Source organism: Agromyces tardus, from assembly GCF_003710805.1.
In the GTDB taxonomy this organism is placed as follows: domain Bacteria; phylum Actinomycetota; class Actinomycetes; order Actinomycetales; family Microbacteriaceae; genus Agromyces; species Agromyces tardus.
Window position 1 is genome coordinate 1 of sequence record NZ_RHHB01000015.1, and the last position, 23,540, is coordinate 23,540.

Below are 23,540 nucleotides of genomic sequence, written 5' to 3' on the forward strand. Positions count from 1 at the left end.
CGGCCGACGTGCGGCGCGCCGCCGCGGCATCCGACCCGGTCGAGGCGCTCGTCGCGCTGGTGTCGCCGACGCTCGCGGCGCACCCGGCCTTCGTCGCCGCCGTGCGGGAGCGGGTCGCGGCCGTCGCCGTCGCCGCAGCCGACCGCTCGACGCCCGCCGATCCCGGCACGCTCCACGAGCCCGTCCCCTCATGACCGACCACACGACGAGCACCACCGAACCGTCCCGCGCGACGCCGCGCAGAAAGGCCACCATGCTCAAGCCCCAGACCTCCGCCACCCGCGAACTCGTGCGCCTCGACGGGCTCTGGCGGTTCGCACTCGATTCGGCCGACGTGCCCGAGCCGTGGGCGGCGCCGCTCGACACCCCCCTCGAGGCGCCCGTGCCCGCGAGCTACAACGACCTCTTCACCGATCCGCGCATCCGCGAGCACGTCGGCTGGGCCTGGTACCAGCGCTCCGTGCGCGTGCCGCGCGGCTGGGCCGGCGACCGCGTGATCGTGCGCGTCGATGCCGCGACCCACGAGGGCGTCGTGTACGTCGACGACGTGAAGGTCGCCGAGCACGTCGGCGGGTACCTGCCGTTCGAGGCCGACATCACCGAGCACGTCACCCCGGGAGCGGAGTTCCGCCTCACGATCGGGGTGGACAACGAGCTCACGATGGAGACGATCCCGCCCGGCACCATCGAGGTCGCGGCCGACGGCCGGCGCGTGCAGCGGTACTTCCACGACTTCTACAACTACGCCGGACTCGCGCGCTCGGTGTGGCTCGCGAGCCGCCCGGCGGTGCACGTCGACGACGTCACCGTGGTCACCGAGCTGGAGGGAACGACCGGCATCGTGCGCGTCGACACGGTCGTCTCGGCGGATGCCGCGGTGCGCGCCACGCTGCGCGATGCATCCGGAACCGTCGTGGGCACCGCCGACGGCGCATCGGCGACGATCCGGGTGGCGGACGCGACCCTCTGGCAGCCCGGCGCCGCCTACCTCTACCAGCTCACGCTCGAGGCGCTCGTCGACGGCGAGGTCGTCGACGAGTACGCGCTCCCGGTCGGCATCCGCACGATCGAGGTGCGCGGCGCCGAGTTCCTCATCAACGGCGAGCCGTTCTACTTCACGGGCTTCGGCAAGCACGAGGACACGGCCGTGCGCGGCAAGGGCCACGACGACGCCTACCTCGTGCACGACTTCCAGCTCATGGACTGGATCGGCGCGAACTCGTTCCGCACCGCCCACTACCCCTACGCCGAGGAGGTCATGGAGTTCGCCGACCGCCACGGCATCGTCGTCATCGACGAGACCCCGGCCGTGGGCCTCAACCTCGGCCTCATCGGCGGCATCACGGGCGCGCCGAAGCTCGCCACCTGGTCGCCCGGGACCATCGGCGACGCCGCGCAGGCCGCGCACGCGCAGGTGCTGCGCGAGCTCGTCGCCCGCGACAAGAACCACCCGAGCGTCGTCATGTGGTCGATCACGAACGAACCCGCTTCGAACGAGGAGGGCGCCCGCGAGTACTTCGAGCCGCTCGTGCAACTGACCCGGGAGCTCGACCCGAGCCGGCCCGTCACGTTCGTGAACGTCATGATGGCCCCGGCGGGCACCGACCTCGTCGCCGACCTCTTCGACGTCATCTGCCTCAACCGCTACTACGGCTGGTACGTGAACACGGGCGACCTCGCCGCCGCCGAGGCCGGCCTCGAGACCGAGCTGCGGGCCTGGGAGTCGCTCTACGGCAAGCCGCTCATCATGACCGAGTACGGCGCCGACACCATGCCCGGCGTGCACTCGGTGTGGGACCAGCCGTGGAGCGAGGAGTACCAGACCGCGGTGCTCGACATGTTCCACCGCGTGCACGACCGCGTCCCCGCGCTCGTCGGCGAGCAGGTCTGGAACTTCGCCGACTTCCAGACGAGCGCGGGCATCTTCCGCGTCGACGGGAACAAGAAGGGCGTGTTCACGCGCGACCGCAAGCCCAAGGCCGCGGCGCACGCCCTGCGCACGCGCTGGACCGCCATGCGGGATCGCGCGAGCTGACGGATCCGGCGGGCCCGCGGCATCCGCACCACCGCCGTCGGTGCGACCAGCCCCACCCGCCCTGCACCACCGCACCACCACCACCCACCCACCACTGCACCATCACCACGGCAAAGGAGCCCCCTGTGACCACGACCGACACCCCGACCCAGGCGACCGCCGCCGGGCCGAGCGCGCCGCGCCTGCGCCCGCTCAGCATCATCGGCTACGGCGCCGGCGATGCCGCGAACAACCTCGCCTTCACCACGGCGACCATGTTCCTGCTCGTGTACTACACGGATGTCGCGGGCATCTCCGCGGCGGCGGCCGGCACCCTGCTGCTCGTCGTGCGCATCTTCGACGCGTTCGCCGACGTGTTCGCCGGTCGCGTCGTCGACCGCACCTACAGCAAGCGGTTCGGCAAGTTCCGGCCGTTCATCCTGTTCGGCTCGGTGCCGCTGCTCGTGCTCAGCGTGCTGACGTTCTCGGTGCCGCAGATCGGCGCGACCGGCATGCTCATCTACGCCTACCTCACGTACGCGGCGCTCGGCCTCGCCTACAGCCTCGTCAACATCCCCTACGGCTCGCTCGCCGGGGCGATGACGCAGAACCCCTCCGACCGGGCGAAGCTCGGCACGGCCCGCACGATCGGCGCGGCCGTCGTCGGCGCCGGGCTCGGCATCTTCGTCGCACCGCTGCTCAAGCCCGACGCCGACCTGCAGTTCCTCTTCACGGCCATGACCCTCGGGTTCGTCGTCGTGGGCACCGCCCTCTACCTCTTCACGTTCTTCACGGCCAAGGAGGTCGTGCAGCGCGACGTGCCGCGCGTGACGATGAAGCAGAGCGTCGCGACCCTGAAGGGCAACACGCCCCTCCTGCTGCTGTGCATCTCCTCGCTCCTGCTGCTCACGGGCATGCTCTCGAGCTCGACGGCGCAGATCTACTTCCTCCGCGACGTGTTCGGCGCGCTGAACCTCTACCCGATCCTCTCCCTGCTGCAGCTCGTGCTGATCTTCGTCGTGGCGCCGTTCGTGCCCCGCATCGTGCGCCGGTTCGGCAAGCGCAACGTCTACATCGCGTCGGGACTCGTCTCGGCGGCCGGCAGCACCGTGGCGTTCCTCGCGCCCACCGTGTGGGTCGCCTTCGCGGGCATGGTGCTCTCGATGGTGGGCCTGCTGCTCATCAACATGCTCATCTGGGCGCTCGAGGCCGACACCGTCGAGTACGGCGAGTGGAAGACCGGCGTGCGCACCGAGGGCATCACGTACGCGCTCTTCTCGTTCACCCGCAAGACCGGGCAGGCCATCGGCGGCGCCCTCGCCGCGTATGCACTGGCGATCGGCGGCTACGTCGCGGGCGCCGAGGTGCAGACGGATGCCGCGACCTGGGGCATCCGCGCCGGCGCCGCGCTCGTCCCCGCGGTGTTCGCCCTGCTCGCCGTGCTCGTGATGCTGCTCTACCCGCTCACCGACAAGCGCCACGCGGAGATCGTCGCGGAGATCGCCGAGCGCCGCGCCGCCGCGGGATCGGCCGTGCCGATCGCGCCCGACCTCTCGACCGCGGCGTTCCGCGCCCAGGACGCGACCTCCCCCCGGCCGTCGGAAGACGACTGACCCTCCCGGGAGGGGCGGCCGCGGTCGCCCCTCCCGCACCGGCACCGACCCCTCCGACGAGGGAAGAAAGCGAGCACCACCGTGATCATCGACAGAGCCGAGATCATCGTCACGAGCCCCGACCGCAACTTCGTGACGCTGCGACTCACGACCGACGACGGCCTCGTGGGCATCGGCGACGCCACCCTGAACGGGCGCGAGCTGGCCGTCGTCGCCTACCTCAAGGAGCACGTCGCCCAGTTGCTCATCGGCCGCGACGCGAGCCGCATCGAGGACACGTGGCAGTTCCTCTACCGCAGCGCCTACTGGCGCCGGGGGCCCGTCACGATGGCCGCCATCGCCGCCGTCGACATGGCCCTCTGGGACATCAAGGGCAAGGCCGCCGGCATGCCGGTGTACCAGCTGCTCGGCGGCGCGAGCCGCAACGGCCTCATGGCCTACGGGCATGCCTCGGGCAAGACGAACGAGGAGCTCTTCGACTCGATCCGCGCGCACCAGGAGCAGGGCTACCGCTCGATCCGGGTGCAGACGGGCGTGCCGGGCCTGAAGTCGATCTACGGCATCGCGTCGAACGCCACCTTCGAGGCGAACGAGGGCGTGCGCTACGACCACGAGCCCGCCCAGCGCGGCGCGTTCCCGGCCGAGGAGGACTGGGACACGCGCTCCTACCTGCGGCACATCCCGACGGTGTTCGAGGCCGTGCGCAACGAGTTCGGCCCCGAGCTGCCGCTGCTCCACGACGGCCACCACCGGATGACGCCCATCCAGGCCGCGCAGCTCGGCAAGTCGCTCGAGCCCTACGACCTGTTCTGGCTCGAGGACTGCACGCCCGCCGAGAACCAGGAGGCGCTGCGCCTCGTGCGCCAGCACACGACCACGCCCCTCGCGATCGGCGAGATCTTCAACACCGTGTGGGACTACCAGCAGGTCATCCGCGAGCAGCTCATCGACTACGTGCGGTCGGCCGTGACCCACACGGGCGGCATCACGCATCTCAAGAAGGTGCTCGACTACGCGGCGCAGTACCAGATCAAGTCGGGCATGCACGGGCCCACGGATGTCTCGCCCGTCGGCATGGCCGCGGCGATGCACCTGGGCCTCTCCATCCACAACTTCGGCATCCAGGAGTACATGCAGCACGGCGCCCGCACGAACGAGGTGTTCCGGCAGACGTTCTCGTGGAGCGACGGTTTCCTGCACCCGGGCGACGAGCCCGGGCTCGGTGTGACCCTCGACGTCGACGAGGCGGGCAAGTACCCGTACGAGCAGGCCTACCTGCCGTACAACCGGCTCGCCGACGGCACGGTCCATGACTGGTGACGCATCGCGCGCGCCCGTCGTCGTGATGGGCGTCGCCGCGGCGGGCAAGTCGACGGTCGGCCAGGCGTTGGCCGCGCGGCTCGGTGTCGCCTTCATCGATGCCGACGACCTGCACTCCGACGCGAACCGGGCGAAGATGTCCGCCGGCGTGCCGCTCGACGACGACGACCGCGCGCCGTGGCTCGACGCGGTGGGCGCGGTGCTCGCCGCGCGCGGGCCGGCGGACGACGAGGGCGACGGGCCCGCGGCATCCGTCGTCGTCGCGTGCTCGGCGTTGCGGCGCCCGTACCGCGACCGGCTGCGCGCGCACGCGCCGGCGACCGTGTTCGTGCAGCTCGACGCCGCGCCCGAGGTGCTGCGGTCGCGCGCCGAGGCCCGCACGGGTCACTTCATGCCACCCGAGCTCCTCGACTCGCAGCTCGCGACCCTCGAGCCGCTCGCGGCCGACGAGCCCGGATGCCGCGTCGACGTCGGGGCCCCGGTCGCCGAGGTCGTCGCCGACGCGATCGCGGCCCTCGACGCGCTCGATGGAATCGCCGAGCTCGGCCGCGACCCTCACGGCGAGTCCGCCGGGCCCGACCGCGACGCGCTCCCCGTCTCGGGCTGATCGCGCGCCGATGGCCCGGCTGACGGCCGTTGCACGGGACCGGCCAATACAATCGCCCTCGATGACAGAAGCGCACCCCGAGCCTCCCGCGGCGGAGGCGGCTCCGTCGCGACGGCAGCCGAGGAAGAGCGCGCCGACGATCTACGACATCGCCGAGCTGGCCGGCGTCAACCCGTCGACGGTGTCGCGGGCGCTCGGCAAGCCCGGACGCGTGAGCGCGAAGACGGAGGCGAGGATCCGGGCGGCCGCCGCCGAGCTGAACTTCCGGGTCAACCCGATCGCGCGGGCCCTGCCCACGGGACGCACCAACACCCTCGCGCTCGTGGTCGCCGACATCACGAACCCGATGGTGTTCGGCATGGTCCGCGGCGCCGAGCATGCCGCGACGGCCGCCGGCTTCACGCTCGTGATCGCGGAGTCGCAGGAGTCGGGCGAGACGGAGTCCGCGGCCATCGAGCAGATCATGCCGAGCGTCGACGGCATCGTGCTGGCAACGACCCGCCTGGGCGGCGAGCGCATCGCGGACATCGCGGATCGCAAGCCGGTCGTGCTCATCAACCGCGAGGTCGCGGGCGTGCCGAGCGTCGTCTCCGACGTCGAGGTGGGCGTGCGGCAGCTCGTGACGCACCTGCACGCGCTGGGGCACCGCTCGATCGCCTACCTGTCGGGTCCGCCCGCCTCGTGGATCAGCGAGCGGCGTTGGGCGTCGCTCCTCGACATGGCCGAGGAGCTCGACCTGGCGCTCGTCGAGATCGGCCCGAGCCCGCCCACCATCGAGGGCGGTCGTGCGGCGCTGCGGCGCGTGCTCGCCTCACGAGCGACCGCGGTCGTCGCCTACAACGACCTCATGGCCATCGGCGTCATGAAGGAGGCGGCCGAGCGCGGCACCGCCGTGCCCGGAGAGCTCAGCGTCGCCGGGTTCGACGACATCTTCGGAAGCGACCTCATCAGCCCGCCGCTCACGACCGTGCGCGCGCAGCTCGTGACCGCCGGCGAGCGCGCCGTCGCCCGGTTGCTCGCCCAGGTGGTCGACGGCGAGGTGCCGCCCCCCGATGCGCCGCTCGCGACGGAGCTCGTGGTCCGCGGGTCGACCGGCCCGGCCAGCGCACCGAACGCCGGCTGACCGGGACTCCGGACTCGCCGACCCGCCGCCGACTGCCCCGCCCTCAGCGCCCGGCTTCGGGCCGGAGCAGCTCGAACTCGGTGCGGGTCGGCGCCGCCGGGCACCCCTCCCACTGCAGGCGGAACCGCTCCGCGTAGAGCAGCTCGCCGCGCGCGTCGCGCGCCGCGAGGGTCACCGACTCCGGCTGGTCGGCCGCGAGGTGCGCCGTCCACTCGCCCTCGCCTCCGGCGGGCTCGAGCTCGCGTCCTCCCGGTTCGCAGCCCGACCAGCACTGCACGGCGGAGACCCCCGGCTTCACGACGTGCACCGCGACGGCGCGCGAGTGCTCGGAGGGGCTGCAGTCGGGGGTGCCGCTGCATCCGGCCAGCGCGAGCACCGCGCACGCCGCCACCGTCGCGAGGGGGCCGAGGCTCGCGCCGAGCCCCCTGCTGCGGGCACCGCCCCGCCTCATTCCAGCGGCCCCGCCGGTCCGTCGGCGACCCCGAAGCCGGCCCCGGCTCCCGTGCCCGGGTCGAAGCGCCACCCGGTGATCCACTCCGGGTCCTCGCCGTGCTCGTAGGCGTGGGCGCGGGCCTCAGCGCGGGCGGCGTGCCACTCGTCGGCGATCTCGGCGACTCCGGGCCGCTCGGCCAGGCCGGGCACCCGATGCACGACGTCGAGCGCGAGCCGGTACCGGTCCAGGTCGTTGAGGTGCAGCATGTCGAACGGGGTCGTCGTCGTGCCGCGCTCGTTGAACCCGCGCACGTGCAGGTTGTCGTGGTTCGTGCGGCGGTACGTGAGCTGGTGGATGAGCGTCGGGTACCCGTGGAACGCGAAGAGCAGCGGCGAGCTGCGGGTGAAGATCGCGTCGAACTCGAGGTCGGGCAGGCCGTGCGGGTGCTCGCGCGGGTCCTGCAGGCGCATCAGGTCGACCACGTTCACGACGCGCACGGTGAGCTGCGGCATCCGCTCGCGCAGCAGTTGCGCCGCGGCGATCGCCTCGACGGTGGGCACGTCGCCCGCACACGCGATGACGACGTCGGGCACGGATGCCGCGGGGTCGGCCGGGTCGAACCCCGGCTCGTTGCCCGCCCACGGCCACACGCCCACGCCCGCCTCGACGTGGGCGACCGCCTCGTCGTGGTCGAGCCACTGCTGCTGCGGCTGCTTGCCGGCGACCACGACGTTGACCCGGTTGTGCGTGTCGAACACGTGGCGCATCGTCGCGAGCAGGGTGTTCGCATCGGGCGGCAGGTAGACCCGCACGACCTCGGCCTTCTTGTTCACGACGACGTTGAGGAACCCGGGGTCCTGGTGCGAGAAGCCGTTGTGGTCCTGCCGCCAGACGTGCGACGAGAGCAGGTAGTTGAGCGACGGGATGTCGCCGCGCCAGTCGATGTCGCGGGCGGCGTCGAGCCACTTGGCGTGCTGGTTGAACATCGAGTCGACGATGTGGATGAACGCCTCGTAGCTCGTGAGCAGCCCGTGCCGCCCCGTGAGCAGGTAGCCCTCGAGCATGCCCTGCATGAGGTGCTCGCTGAGCGCCTCGATGACGCGTCCCTCGCGGGCGAGGTGCTCGTCGAGCGGATGCAGCTGCGCCGCCCAGGCCCGCTCGGTCACGTCGAACACCGCGCCGAGCCGGTTCGAGAGCACCTCGTCGGGGCCGAAGAGGCGCACGTCATCGGGATGCTCCCGCATGAGCGCGGCGAGCCACGAGCCCGCCACCCGGGTCGCCTCGCCGATCGCGCCGCGGCCGCCGCCCGTGCCGTCGGCGGGGGCCGGGTCGATCCCGAACTCCGCCGTGCCGGGCAGGTCGAGCGGCCGCCGGATGCCGCCGTTGGCGTGGGGACTCGCGCTCATGCGCAGCTCGCCGCGGGGTCGCAGCGCGTCGAGCTCGGCGCTAGGCCGGCCGTCGTCGCCGAAGAGTTCGTCGGGGCGGTACGACCGCAGCCACGTGTCGAGCTGGGCGAGGTGCTCGGAGTTCTCGCGCACCTCGGCGAGCGGCACCTGGTGGGAGTGGAAGGTCCCCTCGACCTGCACGCCGTCGACGACCCGCGGGCCGGTCCAGCCCTTGGGGGTGCGCAGCACGATGCAGGGCCATCGGGGTGCGTCCTTCGCGAAGGCGCCGGCCGCGGCATCCGCCCGCATGTCGGCGAAGCGGTCGTAGGCCATGTCGAGCGCCGAGGCGAGCTGCGCGTGCACGATCATCGGGTCCTCGCCGTCGAACCCGCCGCTCACGATGGTCGGCTCGTAGCCGTTGCCGCGCAGGAACGCCACGAGCTCCGACTCGGGGATGCGCGCGAGCAGCGTCGGGTTCGCGATCTTGAAGCCGTTGAGGTGCAGGATCGGCAGCACGGCGCCGTCCGTCGTGGGGTTGAGGAAGGTGTGCCCGCGCCAACTCGCGTTCAGCGGCCCGGTCTCGGCCTCGCCGTCGCCGATGACGCACGCGACCACGAGCCCGGGATTGTCGAGCGCCGCGCCGTACGCGTGCATGAGCGAGTAGCCGAGCTCGCCGCCCTCGTTGATGGAGCCGGGCGTCTCGGGCGCCGCGTGCGAGGGGATGCCGCCGGGGAACGAGAACTGCCGGAACAGCCGTTCGAGCCCCTCGCCGTCGAGCGTGACCTTCGGGAAGAGCTCCGAGTAGGTGCCGTCGAGCCACGCGTTCGCGACCATCGCCGGGCCGCCGTGGCCGGGCCCGCACACGTAGATCGTGGGCGTGCCGCGCTCGACGATCACCCGGTTGAGGTGCGCGTACACGAGGTTGAGCCCCGGGGAGGTGCCCCAGTGGCCCAGCAGCCGGGGCTTGATGTCGTCGGCGCGCAGCGGCCCGTCGAGCAGGGCGTTCCGCAGCAGGTAGATCTGCCCGACGCTCAGGTAGTTCGCCGCGCGCCACCAGGTGTCGACGAGTTCGAGGGGCACGGACGCCGCGGCCGCACCGCTCGCCTCGTCGTCGTGCCGTGCGTGTGCCCCGCCCATGGGAACCCCCGTTCCGCTCGCCTTCGTGCGGTTCGAGCCTAGGTGCGGGGTGCGTCCCGCTGCCAGAGGTTGGTCCCGATGGCCCGCCGTCGGCGCTCGCGGCGCGGCGGTAGGGTCGGGGTGATGGACGCTGCGCGACGACCCCGACGCCGGGGCGGGCGCGCGTGATCGACATCCTCACCGGGTTCGCGGTCATCGCCCTCGCGGTGTTCCTGGGCTGGCTGGCCGGACGCACCGGGGTGCTGGGGCCCGAGGCGCGGCCGGTGCTCGTGCGCTTGACGTTCAACGTGCTCTCGCCGTTCCTGCTGTTCTCCGTGCTCGCGACGGCCGACGTGCACGCCCTGTTCTCGGCGCTGCTGCCGGTCTCGGCGATCGCCGCCGTCTCGGTCATGGCGATGTTCGCGCTCGTCTCGCTCGCGCTGCTGCGCCGCGGGATCGCCCGCACCACGATCGGCGCGCTCGCGGCCGGCTACGTCAACGGCAACAACATCGGCATCCCCATCGCGCTGTACATGCTCGGCGACGCGGCGTACTCGGCGCCCATCGTGCTGCTGCAACTGCTGCTGTTCGCGCCGCTCGCGCTCGCGATCCTCGGTGCGACGGTGGAGGGGCGCACCTCGTTCACGGGCATCCTGCGGTCGACGTTCACGAACCCGATCATCATCGGGTCGCTGCTCGGCGTGCTCGTGTCGGTCTCGGGCATCGAGTTGCCGCCGATCGTCCTCGACCCCGTGCAGCTCATCGGCCACGCGGCCGTGCCGGTCATGCTCATCGCCTACGGACTGTCGCTGCATGGCGGGCGGATGCTGGAGCCCGGCACGGGACTGCGCGACGTGATCCTCGCGAGTGCGCTCAAGCTCCTCGTGATGCCCGTCGTCGCCTGGGCCGTCGGTTCGTTCGTGTTCGGACTCGAGGGCATCGACCTCTTCGCGGTCACCGTGCTCGCGGCGCTGCCCACCGCGCAGAACGTGTTCACCTACGCGCAGCGGTACGAGACCGCCGAGATCGTGGCGCGCGACACGGTGTTCGTGACCACGATCGGGTCGGTGCCGGTGCTGCTCCTCGTGGCGGTGCTGCTCGGCTGAGCCGCGCCGGCCGTGCCGGCGCCGGTCGGCACCGGCATGATGGGGGGCGAGCCGAAGGAGACCCGATGCCGTTCCGCACCGACGACGACCAGCCGCTCGAGGAACTCCTCCTCGCCCAGCGGCCCGCGACCGGCTACCGCTTCGAGCTGCGCGCGCCCGTGGTGTACGTCGACCCCGTCGCGGGGCACCGCTATCGGGCGCCGGCCCGCGACGAGGCATCCGGATCGCACGGGTTCACCGACCTCGCGTCGGTGCCGACGCCGTTGTGGGGCTTCATCGCGAGCTACGGGCGGCAGTCGGCACCCGCGGTACTGCACGACGAGCAGTCGCTGCGTGCCGACGAGCTCGGCGACCGGCGGGCGGCCCTCGCCGCGCGACGGGAGGACGACCGCGTGTTCCGCACCGCGTTGCGCGAGCAGGGCGTGCCTCGGCTGCGCGCGCTCCTCATGTGGGCCTGGGTCTCGGCCGACCGCGAGCGCACCTTCGCGGGAGCAGCGGGGTGGCTGCTGCTCGCGCAGGTCGCACTCGGCGTGGTCGCGCTCGTCGCGGCGGTGGTGTTCGCCGTCGTGCCGTCGTGGTGGCTCGCGCTCGCGCTCCTCGTCGCGCCGGCGCTCGCCGCGCTCTGGTGGCGTGGCCTCGCGCGGCTCGTGATCGTGCTCACGTACTCGCTCGCGGCGTTCGGCCCGCTGTTCGTCGTGTCGCTCGCGGCGATCGGGGTGTTCCGCGTGGTGGAGGGGGTCGTCGAGCTCGTGGCAGGCGGAGACCCGCGCGACGTGGTGCGGCCGACGCTGCGGCCCGATCACGGCTGAGGCGAGGCGCCCGGCGTCGCGCCGGCCGCCGAATCCGGCGTCGAATGCGACGGCCACTTCGGGGGGTGGAAGAACCAGTCCTCGATCCGGCGGAGGAGGCGGCGTCGCACCCGGAGACGCAGCCGCCAGAACCAGCTCTCCCGGCGGGCGCGAAGGTCGTCTGCCTCGTCCTGTGCGTCGTACGCGCTCCTGCGCTGCTGCATGCGCGTGGTGAACTCGTTCCGGAACGCGTCGCTGCGCACCGAGTCACCGAGGGTGAGCCGGGACGGCTCGGGCGCGACGGGCGCCGGCGGCACGGCTCCCTCGGGCGCGGGCCTGCGCGCGGGGACCCGCACGGGCGCCGGCGCCACCAAGGGGGCGACGAACGCGAAGATCGCGGCCACGATCACGACCACCGCCACGAGTGGAAGCCAGGGTTGTCCTGCGTTCAGGCTCGAGCTGAGGAACCACAACGCGAGTGCGGCGATGAGCGTGTACATCGCGCGACCGACCGACGAGACGACGAGCCACCGCCAGGGATTCGGGGAGCACCGGTTCCAGAGGAGCGCTCGGGTCGTGCGCCCCGCCAGCAGCTGGTTGAGCCAGACGAGCAGCGCGAGGAGCAGGGCCGACGCGAACGCCCAGCCCCAGTCGCTCAACTGGGTGCCCTCGTCTCCCGGAGCGGTCAGGAACGAGATGGACCAACCCGGGAGGGCGTCCTCGGAATCGACGAAGGGCAGAATGCCCAGGAGCGCTGCGATCCACCCGCCCACCGTTCCGACCAGGCCCGCGAGGAATCGTGACACGGCCGGGATGCCGGGCACGCAGGCGGCGATCACCACGGCGAGCAGGATGTTGATGCCGAGCGATTCCCTGTCGATGACCATGAGGCGGTTCGCGACGTAGGCGACCTCGGGGGCGGGCTTCGGGAAGCGCTCGGGCAGCAGCGCGCGGGCCGCCGGCTCGACGACCTGCAACGTGTTGGCGTAGTACATCGCGTGATCGAGGAACGGCTGGCTCGTGTTGTGCACCGCCTGTTCGGCGGGCCCGTCGGGCGGTGCGTCGGCCCCCTGCTCGGGCACCCCCGGGAAGTAGCTGGCTCGCCAGCGCTCGCGCGCCGACCGGGTGTCGTCGGCGATGGGACCTGCGGCGAACGGATCCCAGACCGCCCACTGGTTCTCCCAGATCACGTCGCGGCTGTGATCGATCCACGCCTGCACGGGGTGGTACTCGTCCGGGCGGCCCTTCCACTTGTCGCGGCCGAGCAGCACCACGGCTGCGCCGACGGTCGTGAGGCGCAGCACCCGGTAGTCGCTCGGCACGAGGGTGTCGCTGAAGAGCGCGTAGGCCGCGACCGCTGCGCCCTGCGAATGGGCGAGCACCTGCACATGCGGCTCGGCCGGGCTGGGCGGCGCGCCGTCGCGGGGCCCGCCCCCAGCGACGCGCGCCTCCCGCGCAGCAGCCTCGGCATCGGGGTCCACGCCGACGAGCCGGGCGGCGTGGTCGAGGGCATCGCGGAAGACGAGGCGCATCGCAGCGGCCCGGAGCGGACGCTCCTTCCACGTCGCGACATCGCCGATGGACTCGATGATCCCGTCGATCACCTCCTGCGCCCGCTCCTTCACCCAGGGGATGAGCAGCAGCGGGCTGAGCAGCGGCATGACGATCGTCGCCACGGCGCCGAGCGCGACGATGACGACGTCGAGCGCGATCACCACGATCGCACCGGCGAGGAACCGGAGGGCATCGAGCAGGACGACGACGATCTTCCGCATGAGCGGCAGCGCAGCGCGTGCGTGCGCACGTGCCCTGAGCAGTGGAATGAGTGCGACCGTCCGGCCGTATTGCACGAGCATTCGCGAGATCGCCCGCCAGAGGAAGGTGACCGCCCAGCGGAACACCTGCCGGCGCGTCATCGGAGCGAAGGATTCGGACCACCTCGCCTCGACGATCGCGATCCGGCGCTCGACGATGCCGTCGGGCGCGTCGGCGTCGGGAACCCCGACCGTCGCCGTCACGATGGGGACCGGTCCGGACAGGTCGGACCTGGCGACCGTGACCCCGAAGCGCGGATCATCCTTCCTCGCGCCGGCCGCGAGGTCGCGGGTCATCCAGTCGATGCGCTCGAGCAGGGGCTCCGCCCATTCGAGCAGGATCTGGCTCTTGTACGCATTGCCCATCCCGTGCACGACCACGAGGGCGACGTCGAACGGATCCGCAGCGACTCCCTCGGGGGTGAAGTCGGCCGGCTTCGGCTTGGGTGCGATGAGCATGACGTCCTCCTGCTGGGCCGCATGATGGGAGGTCCTGTCCGCACGCTAGACCCGGCGCGGCGACGCGACAATCAGTGGTAGCACTGATCCCGCGTCGGCCCGAGGCTCGTAACGTTGGGTTCGGTCGAGCACCGCGGACTGCAGGGGGAACTGTCCCCGCGGACGCCGACCGGAGAGCCGGCCCCGCACGCCAACCCGAAACTGGCGGCGGAGGGCCGGCTCCCCCCTTTCCTCCGGCGGCGACTCGCTCAGGCGCCGACTTGCTCAGGCGCCGACGCGCTCGGGGGCCGACGCGCTCAGGGGCCGACGCGCTCAGGCGCCCGTGCGCCTCGCCGCCCGCGCAGCGCGCATCGCGCCGTGCGCCCGCAGGAGCCGCGGCACCACGACGTAGACCGCGAGCGGCACGACGACGAGGGTGAGCACGAACGCGCGAAGCACGGGGTGCCAGTGCTCGGAGAGGCGACCGAGCAGCATCATGCCCACGGCGACCATCGGGAAGATCGCGATCCAGGTGATCACGGCGCGCACGTGCACCGAGGGCGGCGCCGGTGCGACGGGGGCGACGGCGGATGCGGCCGCCTCGCCGGACGCGGTGGCGTCGACCGCCTCGACGGGGTCGAGGCGGTCGGAGGCTGCGTCGCCGGTGCGGACGACGGGGGTGGATGCGGTGGCGGTCATGGCGACGTCCCTTTCGCTCGAATCAATCTCCAACTGAATGGTTGTAATCGAATCACGCGCTCGGATATTCCGCAACCATCCAGTTGGGAATTGGTACACTCGCCCCATGGCCTGGGACACGGAACGCACGAAGCGCCTGCTCCTCGACGCGGCGACCGAGGAGTTCAGCCGCCACGGCCTCGCCGGCGCGCGCGTCGATCGCATCGCGGCATCCGCCGGCGTCAACAAGGAGCGCATCTACCAGTACTTCGGCAAGAAGGACGAGCTCTTCGAGATCGTGCTCACCACGCGCCTGCAGGAGCTCATCGACGCGGTGCCCATGCACGGCACCGGCCCCGAGGCGGTCGGCGACTACGCGGGCCGCCTGTTCGAGCACCACCTCCGCGACGAGATCATCCCGCGCCTCATCTTCTGGGAGGGGCTCGAGCTCGGCACGGCATCGCTTCCGCGGTCGCGCGCCGAGTACCACGCGGCCAAGATCGCGAGCTTCCAGGCGATGCTCCCCGGCATCGATCGGGTCATGGCGGGGGAGCTGCTGCTCACGATCGTGAGCCTCGTGAACGCCTGGCCTGTGCTCGCGCAGCTCGACCGGCAGCTCGTCGCCGACGAGCAGGGCGTGCGCCCCGACCGCGTCGCGCGGGTCGCCGCGCGCCGCGCCTACCTCGTCGCCGTCGCGGTCGCGCTCGCCGAGGCCGCACTGCGCTCCGAGGGCGCGCTCGCGGGGGCCGGCCGCACCGGCGGGCCCGCGGATGCCGCGCATGCGGCAGACTCGAACGGATGACCCAGCCGCTGCTCGACCGCGCCCCGCGCCCCTACGACGCCGACGCGATGTACGACGCCTTCGTCGACTGGGCCGGCGACCGCGGCCTCTCGCTGTATCCCGCGCAAGACGAAGCCGTGATCGAGATCGTCTCGGGCGCCAACGTGATCCTCTCGACGCCCACGGGCACGGGCAAGTCGCTCGTCGCGGTGGCCGCGCACGCGGCATCCGTCGCCCGTGGCGGCCGCAGCTACTACACGGCGCCCATCAAGGCGCTCGTGAGTGAGAAGTTCTTCCAGCTCGTCGACATCTTCGGCGCCCAGAACGTGGGCATGGTCACGGGCGACAGCTCGGTGAACCCCGACGCGCCCATCATCTGCTGCACGGCCGAGATCCTCGCCAACCTCGCGTTGCGACAGGGTCCGGATGCCGCGGTCGACCAGGTCGTCATGGACGAGTTCCACTACTACGGCGACCCCGACCGTGGCTGGGCGTGGCAGGTGCCCCTCATCACGCTGCACCGCGCGCAGTTCATCCTCATGTCGGCGACGCTCGGCGACGTCACGGCGATCGCCGACGACCTGAGCCGCCGGACCGGCCGCGAGACCGCCCGCGTGACGGGCGTCGACCGCCCGGTGCCGCTGCACTTCTCGTACGCGAAGACGCCCGTGCAGGAGACCGTCGAGGAACTCATCGAGACCCGGCAGGCGCCCGTGTACATCGTGCACTTCTCCCAGGCCGCCGCGATGGAGCGCGCGCAGGCGCTCTCGTCGATCCGCGTGGTCACGCGCGAGCAGCGCGACGAGATCGCGGATGCCATCGGCGGGTTCCGCTTCACCACGTCGTTCGGCAAGACCCTCTCCCGGCTCGTGCGCGCGGGCATCGGGGTGCACCACGCCGGCATGCTGCCGCGCTACCGCCGGCTCGTCGAGACGCTCGCGCAGCGCGGACTCCTGCGCGTGATCTGCGGCACCGACACGCTCGGCGTCGGCATCAACGTGCCCATCCGCACGGTCCTCATTACGGCGCTCGCGAAGTTCGACGGGCAGCGCATGCGACAGGTGAGCGCACGCGAGTTCCACCAGATCGCGGGGCGCGCGGGGCGCGCGGGCTACGACACCGCCGGCACCGTCGTGGTGCTCGCGCCCGAGCACGAGATCGAGAACGAGGCCGCCGTCCGCAAGGCGGGCGACGACCCGAAGAAGCTCAAGAAAGTCGTGCGCAAGAAGGCGCCCGCCGGCCAGATCACGTGGGGCGAGGGCTCATACGAGCGACTGGCGGCCGCCGAGCCCGAGCCGCTCCAGCCGCACCTGCAGCTGAGTGCCGCGATGCTCATCAACGTGATCGCCCGCGGGGGCGACGTGATCGGCGACATCCGCTCGCTCGTGCTCGACAACCACGAGCCGCGGGCTCGCCGGTACGAGCTCGCCCGCCGCGCGCTCGAGATCTTCCGCACGCTGCGCGACGCGGGGGTCGTCGAGATCCTGCCTGCCCCGGATGCCGCGAGCCCGCCGGTCGTGCGCCTCACCGTCGACCTGCAGCCCAACTTCGCCCTCAACCAGCCGCTGTCGCCGTTCGCGCTCGCGGCGATCGAGCTGCTCGATCAGGAGGCCGAGGCCGGGACCGGCATTGCGACCGGGCACTACGCACTCGATGTCGTCTCGATCATCGAGTCGACCCTGGACGACCCGCGACCGATCCTCTCCCAGCAGCAGTACAAGGCGCGCGGCGAGGCCGTCGCGGCGATGAAGCAGGAGGGCATCGAGTACGACCAGCGCATGGAGCTGCTCGAGCAGGTCACCTGGCCGAAGCCGCTCGACGAACTGCTCTCGCAGGCGTTCGAGACCTTCGCGTCGAGCCAGCCGTGGGTGCGCGACTTCGAGCTGTCGCCCAAGTCGGTGGTGCGCGACATGTTCGAGCGATCGATGTCGTTCGGCGAGTACGTGTCCTTCTACCAGCTCGCCCGCAGCGAGGGGCTCGTGCTGCGCTACCTCTCCGACGCGTTCCGCGCGATCCGGCAGACGGTGCCCACCGAGGCGAAGGACGAGGAACTGCTCGACATCATCGAGTGGCTCGGCGAGCTCGTGCGGCAGGTCGACTCGAGCCTCGTCGACGAGTGGAACGAGCTCGTCGATCCCACCTCGCACCTCCCCGAGGACGACGTGCCCGTCGTGCCGCCGGCACCGCCGTCGGTCGTGACCAACCGCCGCGCCTTCACGGTGCTCGTGCGCAACGAGCTGTTCCGCCGCGTGCAGCTCGCGGCCCTCGAGCGCGACGACGAGCTCGCCGAGCTCGATCCGGATGCCGGGTGGCCCGACGCGCTCGACCGCTACTACGCCGAGCACGACGACATCCTCACGGGCGGGGCGGCGCGCTCGCCGCGACTCGTCACGATCGACGAGTCGGATGCCGCGGCCGGCCGGTGGCGGGTGGAGCAGACCATCGACGACCCCGCCGGGGACCACGACTGGCGGATCCGCGCCGAGGTCGACCTCGAGGCCTCGGCCGAGGAGGGCGCCGCAGTCGTGCGCGTGACGGAGGTCGTGCGGCTGTAGGGGTGGACCCGCAGGCGTCAGGCGAGGGCGAGCATGCCCGCCGCCGTGAGCGCGAGCACGAGGCCCGCCCACTGCACCGGGGCGATCCGCTCCTTCAGCACGATGGCGGCCAGTAGGATCGTGCCCGCGGGATACATCGCACCCAGCACGGCCGCGACCGAGAGGTCGCCGGCCCGGATCCCGAGCAGCAGCAGCACGTTCGCCACGACGTCGACGACGCCGCACGCGATCGCCAGGCGGATGCCCGCCGCGAGGTCCGACGGCGCGGGGCGCGCGAGCGTCCTCGCCGGACCCGCGGTCCGCGTGATCGGGGATGCGGGCGGATCCGTCGGGTCGACGCCGACCACCGACGGGGCGGCGGAGCGCGGCATCCACTCGCCCATCACCGCGCCCGGACGGCGGTGGCGCACGAGCGCGACGAGCGCGAGCACCCCGATGACCGCGAACATGATCGCCGCGTTGACGAGCCGGTTGAGCAGGAGCGGCACGACCCCGCTCGCGTCGGAGGTCTGTGCGATCGTGATGTAGAACGCGCCGATCGCGATGCCCGAGCCGATCGCCATGAGGATGCCGCGCAGGCTCGGGCGCACGGCGCCGCGCTCGGGCACGAAGCCGACGAGCACCACGGCGACGAGGGCGATGCCGAGGGCCCAATAGCCGATGGCGGCGAGCCGCTCGGCGCTGACGAGGAGTCCCCAGGCCAGGGGCACGATCGCCGAGACGAGCGCGGTGAGCGGCGAGAGGATGCTCATCGGGCCGATCGCGAGCGACGCGTAGAGCAGCGAGATCGCCACGGCCCCGGTGACGCCGGACACGACGCCCCACATGACGTCCTCCGCGCGCCATTCGCCCCCGAGCACCGGGTACGCCGCCACGAGCACCACGAGGCCCGAGAGCGCACCGACGGCCGTCACGAGGATCGCGCTGACGCGCTTCGAGGCGAGGCCGCCGAGGAAGTCGGCCGCGCCGTAGACGAGGGCGCCGGTGAGTGCGAAGACGGCGGTGAGCATGGTCGCTCCAGCCTAGGGCGGAGCGTGACATCCGCTCATTCGCGCGCTCGTTCGCCTACTCGCTGCTCATGTGAGCGGCCTATGTAAACGATTGGTGTCGGGTGTGGGATGAATGGCTTGTGGGGCCTTCCCCCGCCCTGTGCCGCGTCGTAGGCTGCGAGGGCTTCCCCCCTCTCGGGGGAGCACTCGTCGGGGGGCGTCGGATCCGTCGCACCCTCGCCGCGACTCGCAGAGGAGACAACGGAATGCACGAACGTTCCATCGGCGCCGAGGCCCCAGCAGCCCGGCGCCCGCGTCGCAGCAGGGGCCGGGTCGGCGCCCTCGCGGCGCTCGCCACCGCATCGGCCGTCGGCCTGTCGCTGCTCGGAGGCGCCCCTGCCTTCGCCGCCGACGTGACGAACACCATCGCGCAGGTGCAGGGCACCTCGGCGAACCAGGGCCCGAACGCGGCCTCGCCGCTCGCCGGCTCCGTCGTCACGGTCGAGGGCATCGTCACGGGCGACCACCGCACGGGCGGCTACCGGGGCCTGTACGTGCAGACTGCCGGCTCAGGCGGGTCGACGGATGCGACGCCCGGTGCCTCCGACGGCATCTTCGTGTTCCTCAGCGGCAACCCCGCCGCCGGCGTCGCGATCGGCGACAAGGTCAAGGTCACCGGCCGCGTCAGCGAGTTCAACACCGTGACGCAGATCAGCGCCACCGCAGCAGGATCGGTCGAGCTCGTCCAGGCCGGCGTCGGCGTTCCGGCCGTGACACCGCTCGCGAACACCGTGCTCGGCAGTTCGCGCGAGCAGTTCGAGGGCATGCTCGTGCGCCCCAGCGGCACCTACAAGCTCGTCTCGAGCCACAACCTGCAGAGCTTCGGCGAGCTCTGGACGAGCGCTGGCAGCACGATGCCGGTCGAGGCGTTCGAAAGCCAGACGCCGAACACCAAGGCGGCGAACGACATCACCGCGGCGAACAACAATGCGCGGCTGCTCCTCGACGACGGCTACAGCATCCGTGTCGACAACGCGGGGCACCCCGGCGACCAGCCCTACTTCACGAAGGACGCCGTCGTCCGCAACGGCGATGTGGTGAATTTCCCGGCGGGCGGCTCGCTGCTCAGCTACGACTTCGGCAACTGGCGCCTCCAGCCGCCGACGCCGATCAACGACGCGAGCGATCCGGCCCTCAAGCCGACGTTCTCCACGGTCGACGAGGACGGAAAGGTCATCGGCAACCCGCGTCCGGCCGACCCGCCGGTCGTCGCGGGCGACATCCAGGTCGCGTCCTTCAACGTGCTGAACTACTTCACGACCCTCGGCGAGGACAACCCCGACGCCCGCGGCGCCGAGACGGCCGAGGAGTTCGCGATCCAGGAGTCGAAGATCGTCACGGCGATCAACAAGCTCGACGCCGACGTGGTCGCACTGCAGGAGATCGAGAACTCGGTCAAGCTCGGCGAGGCACCTGACGAGGCGCTCTCGACGCTCGTGAAGGCGCTCAACAAGGCCGCCGGATCGAAGGTGTGGGACTACGTCCGCACGCCCGCGGCACTGCACGACGCCGCGATCACCGACTACATCACGAACGCGATCATCTACAAGCCGTCGGTCGTGAAGCCCTCCGGCGAGGCGCAGACCGTCATCGACGAGTCCGTGTGGGACATCGCGCGCGAGCCGATCGCCCAGACCTTCAAGTACGGCAACCAGTTCGCAACGGTCATCGCCAACCACTTCAAGTCGAAGGGCGGCACCGACCCGACGCCCGAGACCGGGCAGGATGCCTTCAACGGCGAGCGCACGAAGCAGGCACAGTCGCTCCTGACGTTCGCGACCGCGCTCTCCGAGGGCAAGAAGAACGCCGTCTACCTGGTCGGCGACTTCAACTCCTACGCCAAGGAGGACCCGATCCAGGTCTTCGTCAAGGCAGGCTGGACCGACGTCCTCTTCAGCAAGGCGCGTGGGCAGTACACGTACACGTTCGACGGCGAGCTCGGCTCGCTCGACCACGTGATCGCCTCCCCCGCCGCGAACGACCGGATCACCAAGGCGGGCGTGTGGTCGATCAACTCCCCCGAGTGGTCGCAGCGCGAGTACTGGGGCAGCGCCGCCGAGGCGGGCACGCCGTTCCGCTCGAGCGACCACGACCCGATCCTCGTCGGCGTCGGCTCACCCGTCGTCTCCTCCACGGTCGACATCGACCTCGTGACGGTGAACGACTTCCACGGGCGCATCGAGCAGTCCGCGCCGTCGGGCGGCATCGCCGCGCTCTCATCCGCGGTCAAGCAGATCCGCGCGGCGAACCCGAACACGATCTTCGCCGCAGCGGGCGACATGATCGGCGCGTCGACGTTCACGTCCTTCATCCAGCAGGACAAGCCGACGATCGAGGCGTTGAACGCGGCCGGACTCGACGTGAGCGCCGTCGGCAACCACGAGTTCGACCAGGGCTTCGCCGACCTCACCGACCGCGTGATGCCGCTCGCCCTCTGGGAGTACCTCGGTGCCAACGTCTACGAGAAGGGCACGACGCAGCCGGCGCTTCCCGAGTACTGGGTCCAGGAGTTCCAGGGCGTCCGGGTCGGCTTCGTGGGTGCGGTGACCGACGAGCTGCCGTCGCTGGTGAGCCCCGACGGGATCAAGGACATCGAGGTGGGCGACCCCGCCGAGGCCGCGAACCGCGTCGCCGCGCAGCTCAGTGACGGCGACGATGGCAACGGCGAGGCCGACATCGTGGTGCTCCTCGTGCACGAGGGCGCGGCCACCACGAAGATCGAGGACGCGACCGACCCGAACTCGAGGTTCGGCGAGATCGTCAACGAGACCGTGATGCAGCCGAACTCGCTGATCGACGCGATCGTGTCGGGCCACACCCACCTCGCGTACAACCACGTGATCAACGGCCACCCCGTGATCTCGAGCGGCCAGTATGGCGAGCGGTTCTCGCGCATGGACATCCAGTTCGACAAGAAGACCAAGACCTTCACCATGAAGAACGAGATCTTCAACCTCATGGATGGCAGCACGGCGCTCTACCCCGACGACCCCGCGGTCGTGCCGATCGTCGCTGACGCGGTAGCCAAGGCCAGTGTGCTCGGCAGCGTGGTGCTCGGCCAGACCACCGGTGACTTCGGACGCGCGGTCTCGGCGAACCCCGTGGGCGCCTCGTCGTTCCCGGAGAACCGCGGCGGCGAGTCGACGCTCGGCAACTTCGTCGCCGACGTGCAGCGATGGGCCCTGAACGAGGACGGCACCCGTGACGTGGACATCACGTTCATGAACCCGGGCGGCCTCCGCGCGGACATCGACACGGGCGACGTCACGTACAAGGAGGCGGCGAACGTCCAGCCGTTCGCCAACACCCTGGTCACGCTGAACCTCACGGGAGCCCAGGTCAAGTCCGTGCTCGAGGAGCAGTGGCAGCCCACCGGGGCGACGCGTCCGTTCCTCAAGCTCGGCGTCAACAAGGAGCTCACGTACACGTACGACCCGGCTGCGGCCAAGGGCTCGCACATCACCGAGATCCGGCTCGGCGGCCAGCCGCTCGACCTTGCGGCCACGTATAGCGTCGGCGCCAACTCGTTCCTCGCGGCGGGTGGAGACAACTTCTTCACGCTCGCGCAGGGTACGGGCAAGGCCGACAGCGGCAAGATCGACCTCGAGTCGATGGTGGACTACTTCGACGCTTTCGGCACGGCAACGCCCGATCCGAAGCAGCGCGCCGTCGGCGTGGTCGTGCAGGGCGACGGAACGTACGCCCCGAACGAGTCGGTGACGGTGAACCTGTCCTCGCTCGACTTCACGCGCACCGAGATCGACGCCGACGAGGCGCGGATCACTCGTGCGGGTGGTGACGGCACGGTGCTCGGCAGTGCGCCGATCAACACCGCGTACACGCCCACCACCGACGAGGTCGGCAAGGCGAGCGTGACGTTCACCATCCCCGCCGACGCGAGCGGAGTGACGCGGTTCGACGTGACAGTGCCCAGCACCGGAACGACGAGCTCGTTCACGCTGAACATCGGCTGACCCGCCCCCAGCGGACGAACGGCCCCGGGCGCGAGCCCGGGGCCGTTCGGCGTCGGCGGGCCGTGAGGCCGGCCGGTTAGGCTGGACGGGTGATGTCCCGGGGAGCGCGCGCAGCCCGCGGAGCGGCAGTCGCCGTCTTCGCGACCTTCGTGGCCTCGCTCGCGCACACGATCGGCGGTGGAGCCCTGCCCGGCCCGGTCGCGGTGCTCGTCGCCCTCGCGTTCTCGACGCCGCTCGCGGTGCTCCTCACGGGCGCACGGATGCGGCTGCTCCGCACCTCGGTCGCCGCGCTCCTCGCGCAGGCCGCCCTCCACCTGCTGTACGCCATGGGCGGCAGCTGGACGGCCGTGCCGGTGAGCGATGGAATGACCGGCCACGCGGCGCACGCGGCATCCGCTGTGCACCTCTCGGCGGGCGGCCCGGCGCTCGACCACGGCCACGCCGCGATCATGCCGCTCGCCCACGTCGTCGCGGCGGCGCTCACCGTGGCGTTCCTCGCAGCGGCCGATCGCGCGATCGCCGCGATCGCCGTCGCCTTCGGCACCGTCGTGCGCGGCATCCGACTGCTGATCGCCGTGCTCGCCGGCTTGCCGGTGCCCACTCGGCCGGGCACGCTCGCGGCGACCATCGTTCCCGACGTCTCGCCCAACCGCGAGGCGCTCCTCCTCTCGTCACTGCGGCACCGCGGTCCGCCGGTCGCGACGCTCGCCGCCTGAGCGGCGCACTCGCACCCACCTCCGCAGAAT

At 71.6% G+C, this 23,540-nt stretch carries 17 protein-coding genes; 12 read left to right on the forward strand and 5 right to left on the reverse strand.

Annotated features, from left to right (window positions below; all coding sequences use genetic code 11):
- From EDM22_RS19545 to EDM22_RS09560, 6 genes are all read left to right on the forward strand, one after another.
- On the forward strand, nt 1-194 hold a 194-nt coding region (locus EDM22_RS19545; protein WP_212591928.1), incomplete at its 5' end, for a hypothetical protein.
- Complete coding sequence (gene uidA / locus EDM22_RS09540; RefSeq protein ID WP_245989300.1) at nt 191-2,035, forward strand: beta-glucuronidase; 1,845 nt, start codon at nt 191-193, stop codon at nt 2,033-2,035. The genes EDM22_RS19545 and uidA, both read left to right, overlap by 4 nt.
- Nucleotides 2,036-2,160: 125 nt before the next feature.
- Nucleotides 2,161-3,627 carry a glucuronide transporter gene (uidB, locus tag EDM22_RS09545; RefSeq protein ID WP_245989301.1) on the forward strand — a complete coding sequence of 489 codons (1,467 nt, stop codon included), beginning with the start codon at nt 2,161-2,163 and terminating at the stop codon, nt 3,625-3,627.
- A gap of 81 nt (nt 3,628-3,708) precedes the next feature.
- Nucleotides 3,709-4,947, forward strand: a complete 1,239-nt coding sequence (gene manD, locus EDM22_RS09550) for a D-mannonate dehydratase ManD (protein WP_122936829.1) — start codon at nt 3,709-3,711, stop codon at nt 4,945-4,947.
- Nucleotides 4,937-5,554, forward strand: coding sequence for a gluconokinase (locus EDM22_RS09555; RefSeq protein ID WP_122936830.1), 618 nt, complete (start codon nt 4,937-4,939; stop codon nt 5,552-5,554). The genes manD and EDM22_RS09555 overlap by 11 nt, the downstream gene beginning before the upstream one ends.
- A gap of 61 nt (nt 5,555-5,615) precedes the next feature.
- Nucleotides 5,616-6,677 (forward strand): LacI family DNA-binding transcriptional regulator, encoded by a 1,062-nt coding sequence (locus EDM22_RS09560; protein ID WP_122936831.1) that lies wholly within the window; start codon nt 5,616-5,618, stop codon nt 6,675-6,677.
- 43 nt (nt 6,678-6,720) lie between these two features.
- Here EDM22_RS09560 and EDM22_RS09565 read toward each other — a convergent pair whose 3' ends face one another.
- Both EDM22_RS09565 and EDM22_RS09570 read right to left on the reverse strand, forming a co-directional pair.
- Nucleotides 6,721-7,128 (reverse strand): hypothetical protein, encoded by a 408-nt coding sequence (locus EDM22_RS09565; protein WP_122936832.1) that lies wholly within the window; start codon nt 7,126-7,128, stop codon nt 6,721-6,723.
- Nucleotides 7,125-9,632, reverse strand: a complete 2,508-nt coding sequence (locus EDM22_RS09570; RefSeq protein WP_122936833.1) for a phosphoketolase family protein — start codon at nt 9,630-9,632, stop codon at nt 7,125-7,127. Before EDM22_RS09570 ends, EDM22_RS09565 begins: the two co-directional genes overlap by 4 nt.
- A 164-nt stretch (nt 9,633-9,796) precedes the next feature.
- Between EDM22_RS09570 and EDM22_RS09575 the strand changes: the two genes are divergently transcribed.
- A complete protein-coding gene (locus tag EDM22_RS09575) occupies nt 9,797-10,717 on the forward strand; it encodes an AEC family transporter (RefSeq protein ID WP_122936834.1) in 921 nt (306 codons plus the stop codon).
- A 65-nt stretch (nt 10,718-10,782) separates the two neighbouring features.
- Complete coding sequence (locus EDM22_RS09580; protein WP_122936835.1) at nt 10,783-11,526, forward strand: DUF1353 domain-containing protein; 744 nt, start codon at nt 10,783-10,785, stop codon at nt 11,524-11,526.
- On the opposite strand, the gene EDM22_RS09585 is transcribed toward EDM22_RS09580, so the two are convergent.
- Both EDM22_RS09585 and EDM22_RS20230 read right to left on the reverse strand, forming a co-directional pair.
- Entirely contained in the window at nt 11,517-13,778 is a 2,262-nt protein-coding gene (locus EDM22_RS09585; protein WP_122936836.1) for a hypothetical protein, read from the reverse strand. The two genes, EDM22_RS09580 and EDM22_RS09585, sit on opposite strands and share 10 nt — an antisense overlap.
- 312 nt (nt 13,779-14,090) lie before the next feature.
- Nucleotides 14,091-14,456 (reverse strand): hypothetical protein, encoded by a 366-nt coding sequence (locus tag EDM22_RS20230; RefSeq protein ID WP_342768510.1) that lies wholly within the window; start codon nt 14,454-14,456, stop codon nt 14,091-14,093.
- Nucleotides 14,457-14,562: 106 nt separating this feature from the next.
- Between EDM22_RS20230 and EDM22_RS09595 the strand changes: the two genes are divergently transcribed.
- Nucleotides 14,563-15,237, forward strand: a complete 675-nt coding sequence (locus EDM22_RS09595) for a TetR/AcrR family transcriptional regulator (protein WP_122936837.1) — start codon at nt 14,563-14,565, stop codon at nt 15,235-15,237.
- The gene (locus EDM22_RS09600) at nt 15,234-17,771 is read left to right on the forward strand and encodes a DEAD/DEAH box helicase (protein ID WP_122936838.1); all 2,538 of its coding nucleotides are present in this window, start codon (nt 15,234-15,236) and stop codon (nt 17,769-17,771) included. Before EDM22_RS09595 ends, EDM22_RS09600 begins: the two co-directional genes overlap by 4 nt.
- Before the next feature lie 17 nt (nt 17,772-17,788).
- Here EDM22_RS09600 and EDM22_RS09605 read toward each other — a convergent pair whose 3' ends face one another.
- Nucleotides 17,789-18,781 carry an EamA family transporter gene (locus EDM22_RS09605; RefSeq protein WP_122936839.1) on the reverse strand — a complete coding sequence of 331 codons (993 nt, stop codon included), beginning with the start codon at nt 18,779-18,781 and terminating at the stop codon, nt 17,789-17,791.
- Between the two features lie 245 nt (nt 18,782-19,026).
- Here EDM22_RS09605 and EDM22_RS09610 point away from each other — a divergent pair, with 245 nt between their 5' ends.
- On the forward strand, nt 19,027-22,794 hold the full coding sequence (locus EDM22_RS09610; RefSeq protein WP_122936840.1) for an ExeM/NucH family extracellular endonuclease: 3,768 nt from the start codon (nt 19,027-19,029) through the stop codon (nt 22,792-22,794).
- 92 nt (nt 22,795-22,886) lie between these two features.
- Nucleotides 22,887-23,510 carry a hypothetical protein gene (locus EDM22_RS09615; RefSeq protein ID WP_122936841.1) on the forward strand — a complete coding sequence of 208 codons (624 nt, stop codon included), beginning with the start codon at nt 22,887-22,889 and terminating at the stop codon, nt 23,508-23,510.
- Nucleotides 23,511-23,540: the final 30 nt, after the last annotated feature.

Coding starts and splice junctions, on each gene's coding strand:
- uidA (WP_245989300.1), top strand. CDS start 191: ATGACCGACCACACGACGAGCACCACCGAACCGTCCCGCGCGACGCCG.
- EDM22_RS09555 (WP_122936830.1), top strand. CDS start 4,937: ATGACTGGTGACGCATCGCGCGCGCCCGTCGTCGTGATGGGCGTCGCC.
- EDM22_RS09560 (WP_122936831.1), top strand. CDS start 5,616: ATGACAGAAGCGCACCCCGAGCCTCCCGCGGCGGAGGCGGCTCCGTCG.
- EDM22_RS09565 (WP_122936832.1), bottom strand. CDS start 7,128: ATGAGGCGGGGCGGTGCCCGCAGCAGGGGGCTCGGCGCGAGCCTCGGC.
- EDM22_RS09570 (WP_122936833.1), bottom strand. CDS start 9,632: ATGGGCGGGGCACACGCACGGCACGACGACGAGGCGAGCGGTGCGGCC.
- EDM22_RS09580 (WP_122936835.1), top strand. CDS start 10,783: ATGCCGTTCCGCACCGACGACGACCAGCCGCTCGAGGAACTCCTCCTC.
- EDM22_RS09585 (WP_122936836.1), bottom strand. CDS start 13,778: ATGCTCATCGCACCCAAGCCGAAGCCGGCCGACTTCACCCCCGAGGGA.
- EDM22_RS20230 (WP_342768510.1), bottom strand. CDS start 14,456: ATGACCGCCACCGCATCCACCCCCGTCGTCCGCACCGGCGACGCAGCC.
- EDM22_RS09595 (WP_122936837.1), top strand. CDS start 14,563: ATGGCCTGGGACACGGAACGCACGAAGCGCCTGCTCCTCGACGCGGCG.
- EDM22_RS09600 (WP_122936838.1), top strand. CDS start 15,234: ATGACCCAGCCGCTGCTCGACCGCGCCCCGCGCCCCTACGACGCCGAC.
- EDM22_RS09605 (WP_122936839.1), bottom strand. CDS start 18,781: ATGCTCACCGCCGTCTTCGCACTCACCGGCGCCCTCGTCTACGGCGCG.
- EDM22_RS09610 (WP_122936840.1), top strand. CDS start 19,027: ATGCACGAACGTTCCATCGGCGCCGAGGCCCCAGCAGCCCGGCGCCCG.
- EDM22_RS09615 (WP_122936841.1), top strand. CDS start 22,887: ATGTCCCGGGGAGCGCGCGCAGCCCGCGGAGCGGCAGTCGCCGTCTTC.